Here is a 17667-nt window from a genome sequence, read left to right as displayed (position 1 = left end):
ACCCACCCCCCACGGGAGGGGACGGGCCGGAGGGGTGGGGGTGCCAGACGTAAAGCGAAGCAGTCTGGCACCCCCACCCCGGAGGTCCGTCACCGCACCCAACAGCCCCGCGCAGCGGACAACCAGCCAGCGCCGCAAGGCGCAAACAACAGCAACCCGCACGGCGGGAAAGCCAACGACGTGGGACACAGCCGGCCGCAGGCCCACGGCGGGAAAGCCAAGTACGTGGGAAGGTCAAACCCTCGGCGCGCAACTCAGCACGTGTGCCTTCAGCAGTGCCCCGATCCGCGGGTCGCGTCGCCGGAACGCGTCCACCAACTCCTGGTGGTCCTGGGCGTGCGAGCGCGGCTCCGGGCTGAACCAGCGGATCGACAGCGTCGTCCACACCTCCACGCCCAACGACTCCCAGGTGTGCAGCAACACCGCGTTCCCGGCCGCCCGCACGATCTCCCGGTGGAAGGCCACGGTGTGCCGCACCTGTGCCTCGCCGTCGCCGGCCGCGTCCGCCTCCCGCAGCGCCGCCACCTCGCGCTCCAGCGCCGCGGTGTCCTTGGCCAGCCGGCCGGCCGCCAACTCCGCGGCCACCTGCTCCAGTCCGGCCCGGACCGGGTAGCTCTCCTTGAGGTCGTCCGCGGTGAGGTTGCGGACCCGGACGCCCTTGTTCGGCGCCGACTCGATCAGTTGGAGCGACTCCAGCTCCCGCAGCGCCTCCCGGACCGGCGTCTGGCTGACCTCCAACTCCACCGCGATCCGCCGCTCGACGATCCGCTCGCCCGGCTGCCAGCGACCGCTGACGATCCCCTCCAGGATGTGCTCGCGGATCTGCTCGCGCAGCGAGTGGACGACGGGCGGGGTCATGACGTGCTCCTTCAGAGCGGGTGGGGCCGCGAGGCGTGCGTGGCCATTATCGCCGGTGGCGGACGCGCGAAAGGGCCGACCCCGACCCGTCGTGACGAGTCGGGGCCGGCCCCTTGCTCAACTGCCGCTTCCCCGGGGGGAGTCGGCGGTCAGCGGCCCTTTTCGGCCTGGTGGGTTCAGAGACCGATCTCGGTCTCGAACTCCGCGGCCTCCAGGATCTGCTTGACCGTGGTCAGGTAGCGGGCCGCGTCGGCGCCGTCCACCAGACGGTGGTCGTAGGAGAGCGCGAGGTAGGTCATGTCGCGCACCGCGATGGTCTCGCCCAGGTCCGGGTGGTTGATGACCACCGGACGCTTGACGGTGGCACCGATGCCCAGGATGCCGACCTGGTTCGGCGGCACGATGACCGTGTCGAACAGGGCGCCGCGCGAACCGGTGTTGGAGATGGTGAAGGTCGCGCCGGACAGCTCGTCCGGGGTGATCTTGTTGGCGCGGACCTTGCCCGCCAGCTCCGCCGTCTTACGGGCGATGCCGGCGATGTTGAGGTCGCCCGCGCCCTTGATGACCGGGGTCATCAGGCCCTTCTCCGCGTCCACCGCGATACCGACGTTCTCGGTGTCGAAGTAGGAGATGGTGCCCTCGTCCTCGTTGATCCGGGCGTTGACGACCGGGTGGGCCTTCAGCGCCTGGACGGCGGCCTTGACGAAGAACGGCATCGGGGAGAGCTTGACGCCCTCGCGCTGCGCGAACGCGTCCTTGGCCTTGTTGCGCATCCGCATGATCGCGGTGATGTCCACCTCGACCACGGTGGTCAGCTGCGCCTGGCCGTGCAGGGCCTTCATCATGTTGTCGCCGATGACCTTGCGCATCCGCGGCATCTTGACGGTCTGACCGCGCAGCGGCGACGCCTCGATGACCGGGGCGCCCTTGGCCGGCGCAGCGGCGGCGGCCGGGGCGGCCGGGGCCGGGGTGGCGGCCTTCAGCGCCTCGGCGGCGGCGATGACGTCCTGCTTGCGGATCCGGCCACCGACACCGGTGCCCTTGACCGTGGCGAGGTTGACGCCGTTCTCCGCGGCCAGCTTGCGCACCAGCGGGGTGACGTAGGCGCCGTCCGCCTCACCGGCCGCCGGGGCGGGGGTGACGGGGGCGGGCGCGGCCGGGGCCGGGGCCGGCGCGGGGGCCGGAGCCGGAGCGGCAGCGGCCGGGGCCGGGGTGGGCGCCGGAGCCGGGGCCGGGGCGGCCGGAGCCGGAGCCGGCGCGGCGGCCGGAGCCGGAGCGGCCGGGGCGGGGGCGGCGGCCGGGGCCGCGCCCTTGGCGCCGATGACCGCCAGCTTGGCGCCGACCTCAGCGGTCTCGTCCTCGCCCACGAGGATCTCCAGCAGGGTGCCGGCGGTCGGGGCGGGGATCTCGGTGTCGACCTTGTCGGTGGACACCTCCAGCAGGGGCTCGTCCTCCGCGACCTCCTCGCCGACCTCCTTCAGCCAGCGGGTCACGGTGCCCTCGGTGACGCTCTCGCCGAGCGCCGGGAGCAGGACGTCGGTGCCCTCGGCGCCACCCGCGGGGGCGGCGGCGGGGGCGGGGGCCTCGGCCGCGGGGGCCGGGGTCGGCTCGGGCTGAGCGGCCGGGGCCGGGGCCTCGGCAGCGGCCGGAGCCGGGGCGGCCGCGGGGGCGCCGGTGCCGTCGTCGATGAGGGCCAGCTCGGCGCCGACCTCCACCGTCTCGTCCTCGGCCACCTTGATGGAGGCCAGCACACCCGAAGTCGGGGCCGGGATCTCGGTGTCGACCTTGTCGGTCGACACCTCCAGCAGCGGCTCGTCGGCCTCGACGCGCTCGCCCTCGGCCTTCAGCCAACGGGTGACGGTGCCCTCGGTGACGCTCTCGCCGAGCGCCGGCAGGGTTACGGAAACCGCCATGGTTTCAGTTGCTCCTATCGCAAGTACGGATGTGGTCGCGCCCGGGACTGGGGTCAGTCGTGGGAGTGGAGGGGCTTGCCGGCCAGGGCCAGGTGGGCCTCGCCGAGCGCCTCGTTCTGCGTCGGGTGCGCGTGGATGAGCTGCGCAACCTCGGCCGGCAGGGCTTCCCAGTTGTAGACCAGCTGGGCCTCGCCGACCTGCTCGCCCATACGGTCACCGACCATGTGGACGCCGACCACGGCACCGTCCTTGACCTGGACGAGCTTGATCTCGCCCGCGGTCTTGAGGATCTTGCTCTTGCCGTTGCCCGCCAGGTTGTACTTCAGCGCAACGACCTTGTCCGCGCCGTACAGCTCCTTGGCCTTGGCCTCGGTGATGCCCACCGACGCGACCTCGGGGTGGCAGTACGTGACGCGCGGGACGCCGTCGTAGTCGATCGGGACGACCTTCTGGCCGGCCAGGCGCTCCGCCACCAGCATGCCCTCGGCGAAGCCGACGTGCGCGAGCTGGAGGGTCGGGACGAGGTCACCGACGGCCGAGATGGTCGGAACGTTGGTCTGCATGTACTCGTCGACGAGGACGTAGCCGCGGTCCATCGCGACGCCCTGCTCCTCGTAGCCGAGACCGGCGGAGACCGGGCCGCGGCCGATGGCGACCAGCAGCACCTCGGCCTCGAAGGTCTTGCCGTCGGCGAGGGTGACCTTGACGCCGTCGGCGGTGTACTCGGCCTTGTCGAAGAAGGTGCCGAGGTTGAACTTGATGCCCCGCTTGCGGAAGGCCCGCTCCAGCAGCTTGGAGCTGTTCTCGTCCTCGACCGGGACGAGGTGCTTGAGGCCCTCGATGACGGTGACGTCGGTGCCGAAGGACTTCCACGCCGAGGCGAACTCGACGCCGATCACGCCGCCGCCCAGGATGATGGCCGACTTCGGGACGCGGTCCAGCGTGAGCGCGTGGTCCGAGGAGATGATGCGGTTGCCGTCGATCTCCAGGCCCGGCAGCGACTTCGGCACGGAGCCGGTCGCGAGCAGGACGTGCCGGCCCTGGACCTGCTGGCCGTTGACCGCGACCGAGGTCGGGGAGGACAGCCGGCCCTCGCCCTCGATGTAGGTCACCTTGCGGGAGGCGACGAGACCCTGGAGGCCCTTGTACAGGCCCGAGATGACCTCGTCCTTGTACTTGTGGACGCCCTCGATGTCGATGCCCTCGAAGGAGGTCTTGACACCGAACTGGTCGGCCTCGCGGGCCTGGTCGGCGATCTCGCCGGCGTGCAGCAGAGCCTTCGTGGGGATGCAGCCGTTGTGCAGGCAGGTGCCGCCCAGCTTGTTCTTCTCGATCAGGGCGACGTCGAGACCCAGCTGCGCCCCGCGCAGGGCAGCGGCGTAACCGCCGCTACCGCCTCCGAGGATCACTAGGTCGAAAACGGTGCTGGCGTCGTTCGCCACGTCACGTCCTCCATGCATGGGTGCGCCGGAGCCGGTCCGCGATGACCGGATCGCGGCTGTTGTTCGGCCGCATTAACTTCGGCCCTGGGTAAGGGGGGCCCTGTCCTGCCGAGAACCCATCTTCGCACTTGTTCAACGAAGGCGGGACGCGGGGCCGGGCTCCGGGCGGCGGATCGGCCGCCTCATCGGGGTTACTCGTACGTACTCACGTGCGGATTTCGTTCAGGGCGAACACGCTTCGCCGTCAGCGTACCGACGGCCCCGGGTGCGGGGGACCCGGGGCCGTGCCGGTGCGGTGGGCCAAGGAGCCCGGTCAGCCGAGGTCGCCCTCGGCGGTGTGCTCGGCCAGCCGCAGCAGGGTGCGGACCGCGGAGCCGGTGCCGCCCTTGGGGGTGTAGCCCCAGGGCCCGCCCTCGTGGAAGGCCGGTCCGGCGATGTCCAGGTGGGCCCACGCGATGCCCTCGCCGACGAACTCCTTCAGGAAGAGGCCGGCGACCAGGCCGCCGCCCATCCGCTCGCCCATGTTGGCGATGTCGGCGACCGGGGAGTCCATCCCCTTGCGGAGGTGGCCGGGCATCGGCATCGGCCAGGAGTCCTCGCCGACCTCCTCGGCGATCTCGTGGATCGCGGTGCGGAAGGCGTCGTCGTTGGCCATGATCCCGAAGTGGCGGTGGCCCAGCGCCAGCACCATCGCCCCGGTCAGCGTCGCCACGTCCACGATCGCGTCCGGCGACTCCTCGGAGGCCCGGGTCAGCGCGTCGGCCAGGACCAGCCGGCCCTCGGCGTCGGTGTTGAGCACCTCGACGGTCTTGCCGCTGTACATCGTCAGGACGTCGCCGGGGCGGGTGGCGTTGCCGGAGGGCATGTTCTCGGCGAGCGCCAGCCAGCCGGTGACGTTCACCGGGAGGTTCAGGCGGGCGGCGGCCACCACCGTGGCGAAGACCGCCGCGGCGCCGCTCATGTCGCACTTCATGGTCTCGTTGTGGCCGGCCGGCTTGAGCGAGATGCCGCCCGAGTCGTAGGTGATGCCCTTGCCGACCAGCGCCAGCGTCTTCTCGGCGTCGGCGTGCGTGTGCGCGATCCGCACCAGCCGCGGCGGCGCCTCCGAGCCCTGGCCGACGCCCAACAGGCCGCCGTAGCCGCCCTTCTTGAGCGCCTTCTCGTCCAGCACCTCGACGGTGAGGCCGAACTCCTTGCTGGCGGCCTGCGCCTGGGCCGCGAACTCCTTGGGGTCCAGGGCGTTGGAGGGCGTGTTGATCAGGTCGCGGGCGCGGTTGATCTCCGCGGCCAGCACCTGGGCGCGCTCCGCGGCGGCCTTGAACTCCTTGTCCCGCGGCTTGCCGCCGAGGAGCGTGGCCTCGCCCAGCGGCGCCGACTTGGCGTCGTTCTTCTTGCCCTTGGCGCCCTTCCCACCGGCGTTGTCGCCGCGGAACGCGGTGAAGGAGTACGCGCCCAGCAGCGCGCCCTCGCCCACCGCGGCGGCCGCGCCGGCGTCCGCCGTCGGCAGCGCGAAGGCGGCCTTCTTGGTGCCGGTCAGGGCCCGGGCCGCGCTGCCCGCCGCGCGCCGCAGCGCCTCGTGGTCGTGGTCCTCGCCCTTGGCCGGGGCGTCGCCCAGGCCGACCGCCAGCACGACCGGTGCCTTGATGCCGTCGGCCGCCGGGAGCTTGGTCACCTCGCCCTCGGCGCCACTCGCGCCGAGGGTCTCCAGCACGGCGGCCAACTTGCCGCCGAACGCCTTGTCCACGGCCTCGGCGCCGGGAGCCACCACGACGCCCTTGGCGCCCTTGGCCACGCCGACGACGACGGCATCCGCACGCACCGTTGCGGCGGAAGAAGAACTGAGGGTCAGTGCAGTCACGGTGATGAAGGTCCTGTTCCGTCAGGGGGTATCGGTATGTGCGCATGTGCGCTGCTGCGGCCGAGCCTACGCTCGGCCGGGCCGCCGGGTAGGGCCGGTTACGGCACCGGGACCTGAGGGCTGGCCGGTCGTTGACGGTGGCGAGTGCCCAAGTCGCCCTGAAAGAAGGGGAGTTGAGGGGGTGTTTCGGCTCAGCCGAGGGTGAGGAGGACCAGGGCGATCAGGCCGGCGGTCTCCGCCAGGGCGCCGAAGACATCGCCGGTCACCCCGCCGAACCGGCGCCGGCAGTGCCGCAGCAGCAGCTCCCCGGCGGCCAGTCCGGCCAGCGCGGCAAGTCCCGCGTGCAGCGCGCCGTACGGGCCGCCGACGCCCGCGCCGAGCGCCGCGCAGCCGAGCGCCACCAGCGCCGCACACCCCGCGGCCAACGGCACCGGCACGGCCCCGGCGACCGCCGCGCCCAGCCCCTCCGGGCGGGCCGCCGGCACCCCCGCCCGGGAGGCCAGGGTCAGCGCCGCGCGGGCGACGACCGCCGCCACCACCGCGCCGGCCGCGCCGATGGCCCACCCCGCCGCGTACAGCCCGGACAGCGCGGCCACCTGGGCGAGCAGCGCGAACAGCAGGGTGATGACGCCGAACGGCCCGATGTCGGACCGCTTCATGATGCGCAGCGCCTCCTCGGCCGGCTTGCCGCTGCCCAGCCCGTCGGCGGTGTCCGCCAGCCCGTCCAGATGCAGGCCCCGGGTGAGCACCGCGGGCACCACCGCGCTGCCGATCGCGGCCAACAGCGGCCCGCCGCCGAGCAGGAGCACCCACCCGCCCAGCGTCGCCGCGCCCAGGCCGACGACCAGCCCGGCCACCGGCGCGCACAGCATCCCGCCGCGCGCCGCGGCCCGGTCCCAGCGGGCCACCCGCACCGGCAGCACGGTCAGCGTGCCGAACGCGAAGCGCAGCGCGTCGGCAGGGGAGACGGGGGAGGCAGGGGGAGAGGGGGGAGCGGTGTCGGTCACCGCGGCAGGGTACCCGGGGCGGGCGGCGCGAGTGCCGGCCGTGCCGGGCCGCTCACCCGCCGCCCGAGAACTGCACATCGCACGGCTTGCGCGGCCGCCACCGGTCCCAGACCACGCAGATCGCCAACGCCACGGTCACCGCGGCGACATGCTCCTTGCCGGCCAGGTTGTTCTTGATGAACGCCACCTCGACGAGCATCGCGACGACCACCCCGACGCAGGTGAGGCGGGCCCGGTAGCGCCAGCAGACGACCACCGCCAGGCCGACCACCGCCGCCGACGGGCCGGTGTCGACCACGAACTTGTCGGCATCCGGCAGCCCGATCGGACTGTCCGGGCCGATCCACAGGCCGAGCCGCGCGTAGGTCGTCCCGGCGAGCGTGGCCGCGTAGGCGACCAGCAGCGTCTGCCAACGGCCCAGGCAGATCTCGGCGACCCCGAAGACCACCAGGATCTGCGCCAACGCGCCCCACACCGGCAGGTCCAGCGCCGGGACGAACAGCGACAGCGGGGTCCGCAGCAGCGCCAACCACAGGTGCTCGTACGCCTGCACCGAGCCGATGTTCTGCACCGTGTGCAGGCCCCAGGACTGGTTCTGGACGATCTGGAAGACCAGCGTCAGGAAGACCGCGCACAGGGTCAGCGGGATCGCCCGGAGTCTCTGCACCGCCAGCGTCGACCACACCTTCGTCAGGAGCGGTCCCCATTCGGCGCGCGCGGTGCGGCGCAGCGCGGCAACCCCCCGCCGCGCCGCCCGGGCCCGATTCATCTCACGTTCTCCAAATGCTTGCGGTTCAGCCACTTCGGCAGACCTGGCGCTTCGAGGAAACCCTCGGCGCGGGCCGCGGCGATACCGATCCGCAGCACGTCGGTGCTCTTCTCGAAGAGCATGTACCGGGGCTCCCAGACCGGCCGGTACTTGGCGTTGGCGCGGTAGAGCGACTCGATCTGCCACCACCGGGAGAAGAAGCCGAGCAGCGACCGCCACAGGCGCAGCACCGGACCCGCGCCGAGTCGCGACCCCCGTTCGAAGACGGAGCGGAACATCGCGAAGTTCAGCGAGAGTTGAGTGATCCCCACCTCCTGAGCCCGCTGGATCAGCTCCAGCACCATGAACTCCATGAGCCCGTTGTCGGACTCCCGATCCCGCCGCATCAGGTCCAGCGACAGCCCCTTCGCGCCCCATGGCACGAAGCTCAGCAGCGCCCGCAACTCCCCGTCCGCGTCGTGGCATTCGAGCATCACGCAGCGGCCGTCCGCCGGGTCGCCCAGCCGCCCCAGCGCCATCGAGAAGCCCCGCTCGGTGTCCCCGTCGCGCCAGTCGTCGGCCAGGCGCACCAGGCACGCCATCTCGTCGGCGGGGATGTCCTCGTGCCGCCGGATGCGGACCGTGTAGCCGGCCCGCTGGATGCGGTGGTACGCCTGCCGCACGGTGCGCATGGCCCGGCCGGCGAGCGTGAACTCGGCGGTCTCCACGACCGCCTCGTCGCCCAACTCCAGCGCGTCCAGCCCGTGCCGGGCGTAGATCGTGCCGCCCTCCTCGCTCGCGCCCATCACCGCGGGCGCCCAGCCGTGCTCCCGGGCCTCGGCCAGCCAGCGCTCGATCGCCCCCGGCCACGCCTCCGGATCGCCCAGCGGATCGGCCGACGCCAGCGACACCCCGCCGACCACCCGGTACGTCACCGCCGCCTTCCCGCTAGGGGAGAACACCACGCTCTTGTCCCGGCGCAGCGCGAAGTAGCCCAGCGAGTCCCGGTCGCCGTGCCGGGCCAGCAGCCCGCGCAGCCGCTCCTCGTCGTCCGCGGTGATCGGATCGGTGCTGCGCACGGACCGGAACGCGGCCCACAAGACGGCCACCAGCAGCGCCGCGCTGAGCACGTTGATGGTGCCGTTGACCCAGTTCGGGGTGGTGATCCCGGGGAAGGCGCGGTCGTCGGCGGCCAGCGACACCAGCCGCAGCAGGCCGTACCGCCAGCGCTCGCCCCACGTCGAGGGGCCGGACGCCTGGTTGGTGGCCGTCACCAACAGGGCCGCCAGCACCGAGGTGACCAGCAGGCCGCCGGCCGCGGTCAGCGCCGCCAGCTTGGGGTTGGCCCGGTCGCCCTTGGCGTAGAACTCCCTGCGGCCGGCCACCAGCGCCGCGGTGAACAGCAGCGTCAGCGCCAGCGACACCCAGTTCTGCGGGTGCGCCCGGAACTCCGGGGAGAGCGCCATGACCACGGTCACCAGCAGCAGGAACGCCCCGGACAGCACCAGGTTCAAGATCCACGCCGCCCGCTTCCGCCGGCGCAGCGTCACCGCCAGGAACAGCGAGAAGGCGCCCGAGGCGAAGCCGGCGGTGAGCAGGTACGGCGTGAAGAAGTCCGCGGCGTTGTGCCGCCGGATGTCGTTGCCGAACGACACCCACACCGCCCCGAGGACATTGATGAACGTGACGGCGCGCAGGTACCAGAGGCCGAATGCGGCGCCGCGCCGCGCCCACCGGCCGCGGGGGCGGTCTTCCTCCGGACTCAAAGCGATGTCTCCCCATAAAAACGTGCAAAACGCGATCTTACGGGGAGCCGTCGCCGGGCCGGTCGGTGCGGTCGCGGCCGGGCGGCGCGCGGGCGCGGTCAGCGGATCAGTCGCGTACCGGAAGCTCCGCCGCCAGGGCCGCCGCCGCCCGCACCAGCGGGAGGGCCAGCAGCGCCCCGGTCCCCTCGCCCGCTGTGACGCCGTGATCGAGCAGAGGGTTGAGCGCGATCCGGTCCAGCGCCTTGGCCTGCGCCGGCTCGCCGCTGACCTGGCCGGCCACCCACCAGTCCGGCGCCCGGAACGCGGCCCGCTGCGCCACCAGCGCGCACGCCGCACTGACCACGCCGTCCAGGATCACCGGGGTGCGGCGCACCGCGCTCTGGAGCAGGAAGCCGGTGAGCGCGGTCAGGTCCGCGCCGCCGACGGTCGCCAGCAGCTCCAACTGGTCGCCCAGGACCGGCCGGGCCCGCCGCAGTGCGTCCCGGATCGCCGCGCACTTGCGCATCCAGGCCAGGTCGTCGATCGGGTGGCCGCCCCGCCCGGTGACGACCGAGGCGTCCGTGCCGCACAGCGCGGCGATCAGGGTGCCGGCGGCGGTGGTGCCGCCCACGCTCAGATCGCCCAGGACGACCAGGTCGGTGCCGGCGTCCGCCTCCTCGTCGGCGAGCGCCATGCCGGCCCGGAACGCGGCCTCGGCCTCGTCGGCGGTCAGCGCGTCCTCGATGTCGATCCGCCCCGAGCCGCGCCGGACGCGGTGCCGGGTGACCTCCGCCGGCAGCTCCTCCGGGTCGCAGTCCACCGCCATGTCCACCACGCGCACCGGCACCCCGGCGCTACGCGCCAGCACCGCGACCGGGCTCGCCCCGTCCAGGACGGCCCGCACCAGGTCCTTGGTGCCGCCGGCCGGCCGGGCCGAGACGCCGAGTTGGGCGATGCCGTGGTCGCCGGCGAACAGCAGCACCCGCGGCTGCTCGATCGGCCGGACCGGCACCCGCTGTTGGACGGCGGCCAGCCACCCGCCGAGCTCGTCCAGCCGGCCCAGGGCGCCGGGCGGCACGGCCGTCCGGGCCCGCCGCTCCTCGGCGGCCCGGCGCACGTCGCCGTCGGGGCGCTCGATCAGGTGGGCGAAGTCATCGAGGTTCAGGGCGCTCATTGGGCGCAGATTACCGGCATCGGCGCGCCGGCGCGGCGGCCGGCAGGGACGGCGCCGCAGCCGCCCCCGGTGCGCGCCGCGCTCCGCCGACGGTCCGTCACCGGGCGCCCCGCGCCGCGAACCGCACCGCGCAGACCACCGGCCGTGGCCCGGACCGGCCGCCCGGCGAATCGCCCGCGGCCAGCGGCCGGGTGTGCACCGCGGCGACGCCCGGGTGGAGCCGGGCCGGCAGCGCCAGCGCCGCGGCCCACCAGGGCAGCGCGTCCACCACCAGCGCCCCGCCCGGGAAGTGCGCCGCGCACACCCCAAGCAACTCCCGGAGCGTGCCGGCGGGCGCCCCCGCCACCGCCACGACGACCCCGCGCTCCACCGGGCCCACCAGGGCGGGCCAGTCCGCGCCGGGCCCGGTACGGGCGACGGTGCGCCGCCGTGGCCCGTCCGGCAGCACCATCCGGCGGGCCGCGGCGTCCGCCGTCGGCAGCACCGACAGCCAGGTCAGCCGGCCGTTGTCGAGCCGTCCGAAGCCGGTGCCGAGCCCCTCGCCGAGCGCGACCACGGTGGCGTGTGGACGGCGCCGCAGATAGCCGCGGACGGCCGCCTCGGCGGTGGCGCTCAGCTCACCGGGGCGGGCGGGGGCACGCTCCGGGACGGCCGCGGCGGACGGCCCGGTGGGGGAGAAGAGGGCGGGCGGAAGCGAGGACGGCCCGACGGCGCCGACGACAGGGGCGGGTCCGTCATACCGGAAAGGTTCGGTCACGGCTCCAGCGGACCGGTCGGCGCGCCCCAGGGCAAGCGGACACGGGCCGCGCCGGGCCGCCGTCAGCCGCGCAGCGCAAGCGCCTGGCCCGCGACCACCAGCAGCACCTGCTCGCACTCGGCGCCGAACGCCGCGTTCAGCCGGCCCAGTTCGTCCCGGAAGCGGCGCCCGGCCGGGGTCGCCGGGACGACGCCCGAACCGACCTCGTTGCTCACCGCCACCACCCGCCGCCGGGCCTGCCGCACGGCCGTCACCAGCGCCTCGCAGCGCTCCCGCAGCGCCCGCCGGCCGCCCGCCTCCCAGGTTGCGTCGTCCCACGCCCCGGCCTCGTCCATGGCGTGCGTCAGCCACAGCGCCAGGCAGTCGATCAACAGCGGCGGCGCGGTCTGAGGCTTCGCCAGCAGCGGCACCAGATCGCAGGTCTCCGCGGTCCGCCAGCCCGCCGGGCGCCGCTCGCGGTGCAGCGCCACCCGCTGCGCCCAGTCCGCGTCGCCCTCCCGCGTGCCGCCGGTGGCCACGTAGACCACCTCGGGGAACGCCAGCAGCCGCCGCTCGGCCTCCACCGACTTCCCGCTGCGCGCCCCGCCCAACACCAGCGTCCGGCGCGGCAGATCGGGCACCGCGTGGTACTCGCCGACCACCAGGGACGTGCCGTCCGGCACCGCGCGGGCGCCCAACGCGGCCAGCCGGCGGTGGAGTTCGGGCCCCGGCGGCACCGCGTGGTCGAGGTGTACCGCGACCACGTCGGTCGCCGCGTCCACCGCGCCGCTCGCCCGCAGCCTGGCCAACGCCTCCGGCCGCGCCAGCACGTCCAACAGCACCAGGTCGTACGGCCCCGGGCCGCCCGCCGTCGAAGTCGGGCCGCCCGCGGCGCCGTTGGCCTCGCCCAGCCCGGCCGGGGCCGCGCCCGGCGGCAGGTACAGCAGCCGCTCGCCGTCGCCGCCGGTGACCTCGTAGCCGGTGCCCGGGACGTCCACCGCGACCGCCCGCACCCGGTGCCCGCCCAGCAGCGCCAACGCCCGCCCGTCGGCGACCCGGCCCGGCTGCGGCAGCCCCGCCGGCACCTCCAACGCCGGCCCGTCGTGCGGATGCGAGAGCAGCACCTGACGCACCCCGCCCAGCGACCGGCCCGCCCGGGCGGCCGCGAACGCCGGCCCCGGCGTCAGGTCGAGCAGCAGCACGCCGTCGACGAGCAGGGCGGTCGCCGCCCGGGCCTCGTCGCCGACGGCGGTCGCACAGGCGGCGCACGGGCAGTCGGGGCGCGGCAGCCCCTGCGGGGCCCCGGTGCCGAGGAGAGTCAGGTCCACGCGCGTAAGTCTCTCGTGTTCGGACGGCGCGAGCGCGCGGGGCGCCCACCGGAGACCGCCGTTGGGCGGCCGGAGAGTTGAGGAGTGCCTCTCGACAGGGCCGTTAGGCTTCCGATCAAGTGGGGATCCACGATCACCAGGCACGGCGCGGGGCGGGAGATCCGGCCTCGCGCGGGGATCGGCGGACCCGGTGGGACTCCAAGGAGGCGCACATGGCGTGGACGTGGCGGTTCGAGAAGACGGACGGTTCGGAGGCGGTGCCCACCGTGGAACCGGAGGAGTTCACGACCCAGGGGGACGCCGAGTCCTGGATCGGGGAGCAGTGGCGCAACCTCCTCGACGGCGGCGTCGACCAGGTCCGGCTCTTCGAGGACGGCAGCGAGGTCTACCCGGGGCCGATGAGCCTGCACACAGACGAGGGGTGAGCGGCAGTGGGGGCCGGCGCGCGCCGGCCCCCGTGTCCGCTGCCTCAAGGGTCCCGCTGAGCGGGCCCCGTCTAAAAGGTCAGGGCCGCTGGCCGCGCTTGACCTGCGGCTTGGGCAGCCGCAGCCGGCGCATCTGGAGCGTGCGCATCACCGCGTAGGCGCGGGCGCCCTTGACGTTCTCCTTGGGGAAGCGCTCTTCGAGCCGCTTGCCCAGCCGGAACCAGATCACCACCGAGTCCACGACGATCAGCACGATGATCACCAGCCACAGCAGCAGCGCCAGCGACTGGATCTGCGGCACCCGGATCATCGTCAGCACCAGGATGATCACGGCCACGGGCAGGAAGAACTCCGCCACGCACCACCGGGAGTCGACGTAGTCGCGGGCGAAACGGCGCACCGGGCCCTTGTCGCGCACCGGCAGATAGCGCTCGTCGCCGTTGGCCAGCGCCTCCCGCTGGCGGGCCATGTCGACGCGGCGGGCCTCCCGCTGCGCCTTGGCGGCGTCCTTGCGGTTGGTCGGTGTCTGCGCGCGGGTGCGGCGCTGCGACTGGGCGGCGCTGCGCTTGGGCGTCGGGCGGCCCTTGGGGGCCTGCGGGTCGCGGGGCTGCTGGGGCTCGGACGCGGTCACCTTGGAGGCCGCGGCCTGCTCATCCTTCGAACGGCTTCGGAACACAACACCCAAGAGTACGTGCTCGCCGAGAATGAGCCAGGGGCGACGGGGAACGATCCGAAAACGGCGCCCGCGCTCCGTGCGCGCGGGCACATCCGGACAGACCGGGCAGTGCGCCGGCGCACCGGGGTCGCCCTACTCCCTGGGCTGGAGAAGCCGGGCGCCCTGATCGTCCTGGAGGAGGAGCGCATCCGGGCCCGAACAGTGCGGTAATGGAAGCAAGGCCCGTACTGTGGGGTCTGTAGATGTGCTGGAGCCTAAGCCCGATGAAAGTCGGGTCAGAAGGGGGCGCGCGAGGCCCATGAGCGATGGTGTCATGAAGCGGATGGGGATGATCTTCCGCGCGAAGGCCAACAAGGCCCTTGACCGGGCTGAAGACCCGCGCGAGACCCTCGACTACTCGTACCAGAAGCAGCTCGAACTGCTGCAGAAGGTACGCCGCGGCGTCGCCGACGTGGCGACCTCCCGCAAGCGCCTGGAGCTGCAGCTCAACCAGCTCCAGGGCCAGTCCGCCAAGCTGGAGGACCAGGGCCGCAAGGCGCTGGCGCTCGGCCGCGAGGACCTGGCCCGCGAGGCGCTGACCCGGCGCAGCGCGTTGCAGCAGCAGGTCACCGACCTGGAGACGCAGCACCAGACGCTCCAGGGCGAGGAGGAGAAGCTCACGCTCGCCGCGCAGCGGCTCCAGGCCAAGGTCGACGCCTTCCGCACGAAGAAGGAGACGATCAAGGCCACGTACACGGCCGCCCAGGCGCAGACCCGGATCGGCGAGGCGTTCTCCGGCATCTCCGAGGAGATGGGCGACGTCGGCCTGGCGATCCAGCGCGCCGAGGACCGGACCGCGCAGCTCCAGGCCCGGGCCGGCGCCATCGACGAGCTGATGGCCTCCGGCGCGCTGGACGACCCGTCCGGCATGGCCAAGGACGACATCACCGCCGAGCTGGACCGGCTCTCCGGCGGCAGCGACGTCGAGCTGGAGCTCCAGCGGATGAAGGCCGAGCTGGCCGGGCCGTCCGCCCAGCAGCAGGCCATCGAGGGCGGCCAGGGCGGTGCCGCCCAGCAGGCACCGCAGCAGCAGCACCCGCGTCTCGACAAGCAGTGACCGACGGCGGCGGGCCGCCCCAGCGCAAGGAGGCGGTCCGGCGCCGCCGCGACCTCGCCCGACCGGAACCAAGGGAGACCGTCGTGATCGTACGGATCATGGGGGAGGGGCAGGTGAAGCTGGACGATGCCCACTTCATCGAGCTCAACAAGCTGGACGACGAACTGCTCGCCGAGATGGAGAGCGGTGACGAGGCCGGATTCCGGCGCACCCTCGGGGCCCTGCTGGACTCGGTCCGCCGCCTGGGCTCCCCGCTGCCGGACGACGCCCTGGAACCCTCCGAACTGATCCTCCCCGGCCCGGACGCCAGCCTGGCCGAGGTCCGGGAGATGCTCAGCGACGACGGCCTGATCCCCGGCTGACCGGCCGGTACACCGCACACCCAGCGCACTACGGCAGCGCCCCGGCCCCCGCGTGGGACCGGGGCGCTACCGTTTCCTGATGTGACCGCCCCGAGCCCCTGCCCCGCGCGCCGCGACGCCGTCCCGGACGCGACCCGGGTCGCCCGGCTCCGCCAGTGGAACCTGACGCATCCGCTCATCTTCGACGCCGCCGTGGCCGCGGTGGCGTTCGTGGCGATCCTGTGCGGCGCGGTGGCCGGCCCGCACGGCCCGCACGGCGCCCACCTGCCCCGGTTCGGCGCCCGCGAACTCACCGCCACCACCGTGGTGTTGGCCGTCCTCGCCTGCGGCGCGCTGGTGCTGCGCCGCCGGCTGCCGCGCACGGTGCTCGCGGTGACCGGCGCGCTGACCATCGTCGAACTGGTCGCCCAGTCCAACGACCCGCGCGCCCCGGTCGCCGGCGCCGCGGTGATCGCCCTGTTCACCGTCGCCTCCCGCACCGACCGCCCCACCACCTGGCGGATCGGCGCCCTGACCTGCGTGGTGCTGACCGCCGCGGCGATGTTCTTCGGCCACCGCGCCTGGTACGCCCAGGAGAACCTCGCGATCTTCGCCTGGACCGGGATGGCCGCGGCCGCCGGCGACGCGGTCCGCAGCCGCCGGGCCTACGTCGACGCCATCCGCGAGCGCGCCGAGCGCGCCGAGCGCACCCGCGAGGAGGAGGCCCGCCGCCGGGTCGCCGAGGAGCGGCTGCGCATCGCCCGCGAGCTGCACGATGTGGTCGCCCACCACATCGCGCTGGTCAACGTCCAGGCCGGGGTCGCCTCGCACGTCATGGACAACCGGCCCGACCAGGCCAAGCAGGCCCTGGCCCACGTCCGGGAGGCGTCCCGGTCGGCGCTGGACGAACTGCGCGCCACCGTCGGCCTGTTGCGGCAGTCCGACGACCCGACGGCGCCCACCGAACCGGCGCCCGGCCTCGGCGTCCTGGACCAGCTCGTCGAGGGGTTCGTCCGGGCCGGCCTGCCGGTCGCCCTGGAGCTGCCGCCCGGGCCAGGACCCGCGCTGCCCGCCTCGGTGGACCTGACCGCCTACCGGATCGTCCAGGAGGCGCTCACCAACGTCCGCAAGCACGCCGGCGACGGCGCCCGCGCCACGGTGCGGATCGTGCACACCGACGGCGCGCTGACCGTCACCGTCCTCGACGACGGCCACGGCGCCGCGCCGGACGGCCCGGACAGCCCGGACGGCTCCGAGGAGGGGGCCGTGACCGGGCCCGGCGGCGGCCATGGTCTGATCGGGATGCGCGAGCGGGTGCAGGCGCTGGGCGGCACGGTCGTCACCGGCCCCCGCGTGGCCGGCGGCTTCCAGGTGCGGGTCACGCTGCCGTTGGGCGGCGCGCGCACCGCGGGGACGACATGAGGACGAGGGCGGCTAGATGACCATCAGGGTGCTGTTGGCCGACGACCAGACGCTGTTGCGCAGCGCGTTTCGGATCCTGGTCGACTCCGAGCCGGACATGCGGGTGGTGGGCGAGGCGTCCGACGGGGCGCAGGCGTACGAACTGGCCCGCGCCGAGCGCCCGGACGTGGTCCTGATGGACATCCGGATGCCGGGCACCGACGGGCTGGCCGCCACCCGCATGATCGGCCAGGACCCGGAGCTGACCGGCGTGAAGGTGGTCATCTTGACCACGTTCGAGGTCGACGACTACGTCGTTCAGTCGCTGCGGGCCGGCGCCAGCGGCTTCCTGGGCAAGGGCGCCGAGCCGGACGAGCTGCTGCACGCGATCCGGATCGCGGCCGGCGGGGAGGCGCTGCTGTCGCCGGCCGCGACCAAGGGGCTGATCGCCAAGTTCCTCGCGCAGGGCGAGGGGACCGGCGGCGACGGGGCCGGCGGACCGAAGTCCGAGCGGCTGGCCACCCTCACCGGCCGGGAGCGCGAGGTGCTGGTGCTGGTCGCCGGCGGGCTCTCCAACGACGAGATCGCCGAGCAGCTCGACGTCAGCCCACTCACCGTCAAGACCCACGTCAACCGCGCGATGGCCAAGCTGGGCGCCCGCGACCGGGCCCAACTCGTCGTCGTCGCCTACGAGTCGGGGCTGGTCCGCCCGCGGGCGCACTGACGCGGAGCAGGGGCCCGTACGCCCAGGGGTGCAGGGCGGGTGGAGCCGCCCGTACTACGGACGCGGTACGGGCGGCGGCCGGAAACCGACCTGCGAGCGAGGGAAACCGGCCTGGTCATGGCGGAGGGTGTAGGTGGGCCGGTCTCGGCCCTCCCGCAGGGCCGGAACCCGGCTGAAGCCGGCGTTCCCGCGCCC

General features: G+C 74.0%; 16 protein-coding genes. 5 read left to right on the top strand and 11 right to left on the bottom strand.

All coding sequences use genetic code 11. The features are described from left to right. Positions 1–234: 234 nt before the first annotated feature. The 10 genes from ACFVFQ_RS03775 to ACFVFQ_RS03730 form a co-directional block, all read right to left on the bottom strand. The gene (locus ACFVFQ_RS03775; RefSeq protein ID WP_383408019.1) at positions 235–858 is read right to left on the bottom strand and encodes a GntR family transcriptional regulator; all 624 of its coding nucleotides are present in this window, start codon (positions 856–858) and stop codon (positions 235–237) included. Positions 859–1034: 176 nt separating this feature from the next. After that, positions 1035–2771, bottom strand: coding sequence for a 2-oxoglutarate dehydrogenase, E2 component, dihydrolipoamide succinyltransferase (gene sucB, locus ACFVFQ_RS03770; protein WP_383408016.1), 1737 nt, complete (start codon positions 2769–2771; stop codon positions 1035–1037). Positions 2772–2824: 53 nt separating this feature from the next. Beyond that, the gene (gene lpdA, locus ACFVFQ_RS03765) at positions 2825–4213 is read right to left on the bottom strand and encodes a dihydrolipoyl dehydrogenase (RefSeq protein WP_274916071.1); all 1389 of its coding nucleotides are present in this window, start codon (positions 4211–4213) and stop codon (positions 2825–2827) included. Between the two features lie 313 nt (positions 4214–4526). Further along, the gene (locus tag ACFVFQ_RS03760; RefSeq protein WP_383408013.1) at positions 4527–6071 is read right to left on the bottom strand and encodes a leucyl aminopeptidase; all 1545 of its coding nucleotides are present in this window, start codon (positions 6069–6071) and stop codon (positions 4527–4529) included. 191 nt (positions 6072–6262) lie between these two features. After that, on the bottom strand, positions 6263–7078 hold the full coding sequence (locus ACFVFQ_RS03755) for an adenosylcobinamide-GDP ribazoletransferase (RefSeq protein ID WP_383408010.1): 816 nt from the start codon (positions 7076–7078) through the stop codon (positions 6263–6265). A gap of 52 nt (positions 7079–7130) precedes the next feature. After that, a complete protein-coding gene (locus ACFVFQ_RS03750) occupies positions 7131–7847 on the bottom strand; it encodes a hypothetical protein (RefSeq protein ID WP_383408007.1) in 717 nt (238 codons plus the stop codon). After that, a complete protein-coding gene (locus ACFVFQ_RS03745) occupies positions 7844–9592 on the bottom strand; it encodes a phosphatidylglycerol lysyltransferase domain-containing protein (RefSeq protein ID WP_383408004.1) in 1749 nt (582 codons plus the stop codon). Before ACFVFQ_RS03745 ends, ACFVFQ_RS03750 begins: the two co-directional genes overlap by 4 nt. Positions 9593–9698: 106 nt before the next feature. Continuing rightward, positions 9699–10745, bottom strand: coding sequence for a nicotinate-nucleotide--dimethylbenzimidazole phosphoribosyltransferase (gene cobT, locus ACFVFQ_RS03740; RefSeq protein ID WP_383408001.1), 1047 nt, complete (start codon positions 10743–10745; stop codon positions 9699–9701). Between the two features lie 97 nt (positions 10746–10842). After that, positions 10843–11502 (bottom strand): class I SAM-dependent methyltransferase, encoded by a 660-nt coding sequence (locus ACFVFQ_RS03735; RefSeq protein WP_383407998.1) that lies wholly within the window; start codon positions 11500–11502, stop codon positions 10843–10845. 62 nt (positions 11503–11564) lie between these two features. Next, positions 11565–12809: a bifunctional adenosylcobinamide kinase/adenosylcobinamide-phosphate guanylyltransferase gene (locus tag ACFVFQ_RS03730; protein ID WP_383407995.1), complete on the bottom strand. Its 1245-nt coding sequence runs from the start codon at positions 12807–12809 to the stop codon at positions 11565–11567. Positions 12810–13021: 212 nt separating this feature from the next. On the opposite strand from ACFVFQ_RS03730, the gene ACFVFQ_RS03725 reads away from it, so the two are divergent. Beyond that, positions 13022–13234 (top strand): hypothetical protein, encoded by a 213-nt coding sequence (locus tag ACFVFQ_RS03725; RefSeq protein WP_383407992.1) that lies wholly within the window; start codon positions 13022–13024, stop codon positions 13232–13234. A gap of 79 nt (positions 13235–13313) precedes the next feature. Here the strand turns inward: ACFVFQ_RS03725 and ACFVFQ_RS03720 are convergent, their stop codons facing one another. After that, a complete protein-coding gene (locus tag ACFVFQ_RS03720; RefSeq protein ID WP_383407989.1) occupies positions 13314–13910 on the bottom strand; it encodes a DUF3043 domain-containing protein in 597 nt (198 codons plus the stop codon). Between the two features lie 313 nt (positions 13911–14223). On the opposite strand from ACFVFQ_RS03720, the gene ACFVFQ_RS03715 reads away from it, so the two are divergent. From ACFVFQ_RS03715 to ACFVFQ_RS03700, 4 genes are all read left to right on the top strand, one after another. Then, the gene (locus ACFVFQ_RS03715) at positions 14224–15006 is read left to right on the top strand and encodes a PspA/IM30 family protein (RefSeq protein WP_274919269.1); all 783 of its coding nucleotides are present in this window, start codon (positions 14224–14226) and stop codon (positions 15004–15006) included. Between the two features lie 83 nt (positions 15007–15089). Next, positions 15090–15368: a hypothetical protein gene (locus ACFVFQ_RS03710; RefSeq protein WP_274916081.1), complete on the top strand. Its 279-nt coding sequence runs from the start codon at positions 15090–15092 to the stop codon at positions 15366–15368. Positions 15369–15449: 81 nt separating this feature from the next. Beyond that, positions 15450–16769 carry a sensor histidine kinase gene (locus ACFVFQ_RS03705; protein WP_383407986.1) on the top strand — a complete coding sequence of 440 codons (1320 nt, stop codon included), beginning with the start codon at positions 15450–15452 and terminating at the stop codon, positions 16767–16769. Positions 16770–16785: 16 nt separating this feature from the next. Further along, positions 16786–17472: a response regulator gene (locus ACFVFQ_RS03700; protein ID WP_383407983.1), complete on the top strand. Its 687-nt coding sequence runs from the start codon at positions 16786–16788 to the stop codon at positions 17470–17472. Positions 17473–17667: the final 195 nt, after the last annotated feature.

It is taken from the genome of Streptomyces sp. NPDC057743, from assembly GCF_042798755.1.
Lineage (GTDB): Bacteria > Actinomycetota > Actinomycetes > Streptomycetales > Streptomycetaceae > Streptomyces.
Note: the sequence above shows the minus strand (reverse complement) of the source record. Positions and strands in the feature narration are given on the sequence as shown.

Excerpts from the sequence above, each read along its gene's own strand:
- cobT (WP_383408001.1), bottom strand. The coding sequence starts at position 10,745 with ATGAGCGCCCTGAACCTCGATGACTTCGCCCACCTGATCGAGCGCCCC.
- sucB (WP_383408016.1), bottom strand. The coding sequence starts at position 2,771 with ATGGCGGTTTCCGTAACCCTGCCGGCGCTCGGCGAGAGCGTCACCGAG.
- ACFVFQ_RS03725 (WP_383407992.1), top strand. The coding sequence starts at position 13,022 with ATGGCGTGGACGTGGCGGTTCGAGAAGACGGACGGTTCGGAGGCGGTG.
- ACFVFQ_RS03775 (WP_383408019.1), bottom strand. The coding sequence starts at position 858 with ATGACCCCGCCCGTCGTCCACTCGCTGCGCGAGCAGATCCGCGAGCAC.
- ACFVFQ_RS03715 (WP_274919269.1), top strand. The coding sequence starts at position 14,224 with ATGAAGCGGATGGGGATGATCTTCCGCGCGAAGGCCAACAAGGCCCTT.
- ACFVFQ_RS03750 (WP_383408007.1), bottom strand. The coding sequence starts at position 7,847 with ATGAATCGGGCCCGGGCGGCGCGGCGGGGGGTTGCCGCGCTGCGCCGC.
- ACFVFQ_RS03700 (WP_383407983.1), top strand. The coding sequence starts at position 16,786 with ATGACCATCAGGGTGCTGTTGGCCGACGACCAGACGCTGTTGCGCAGC.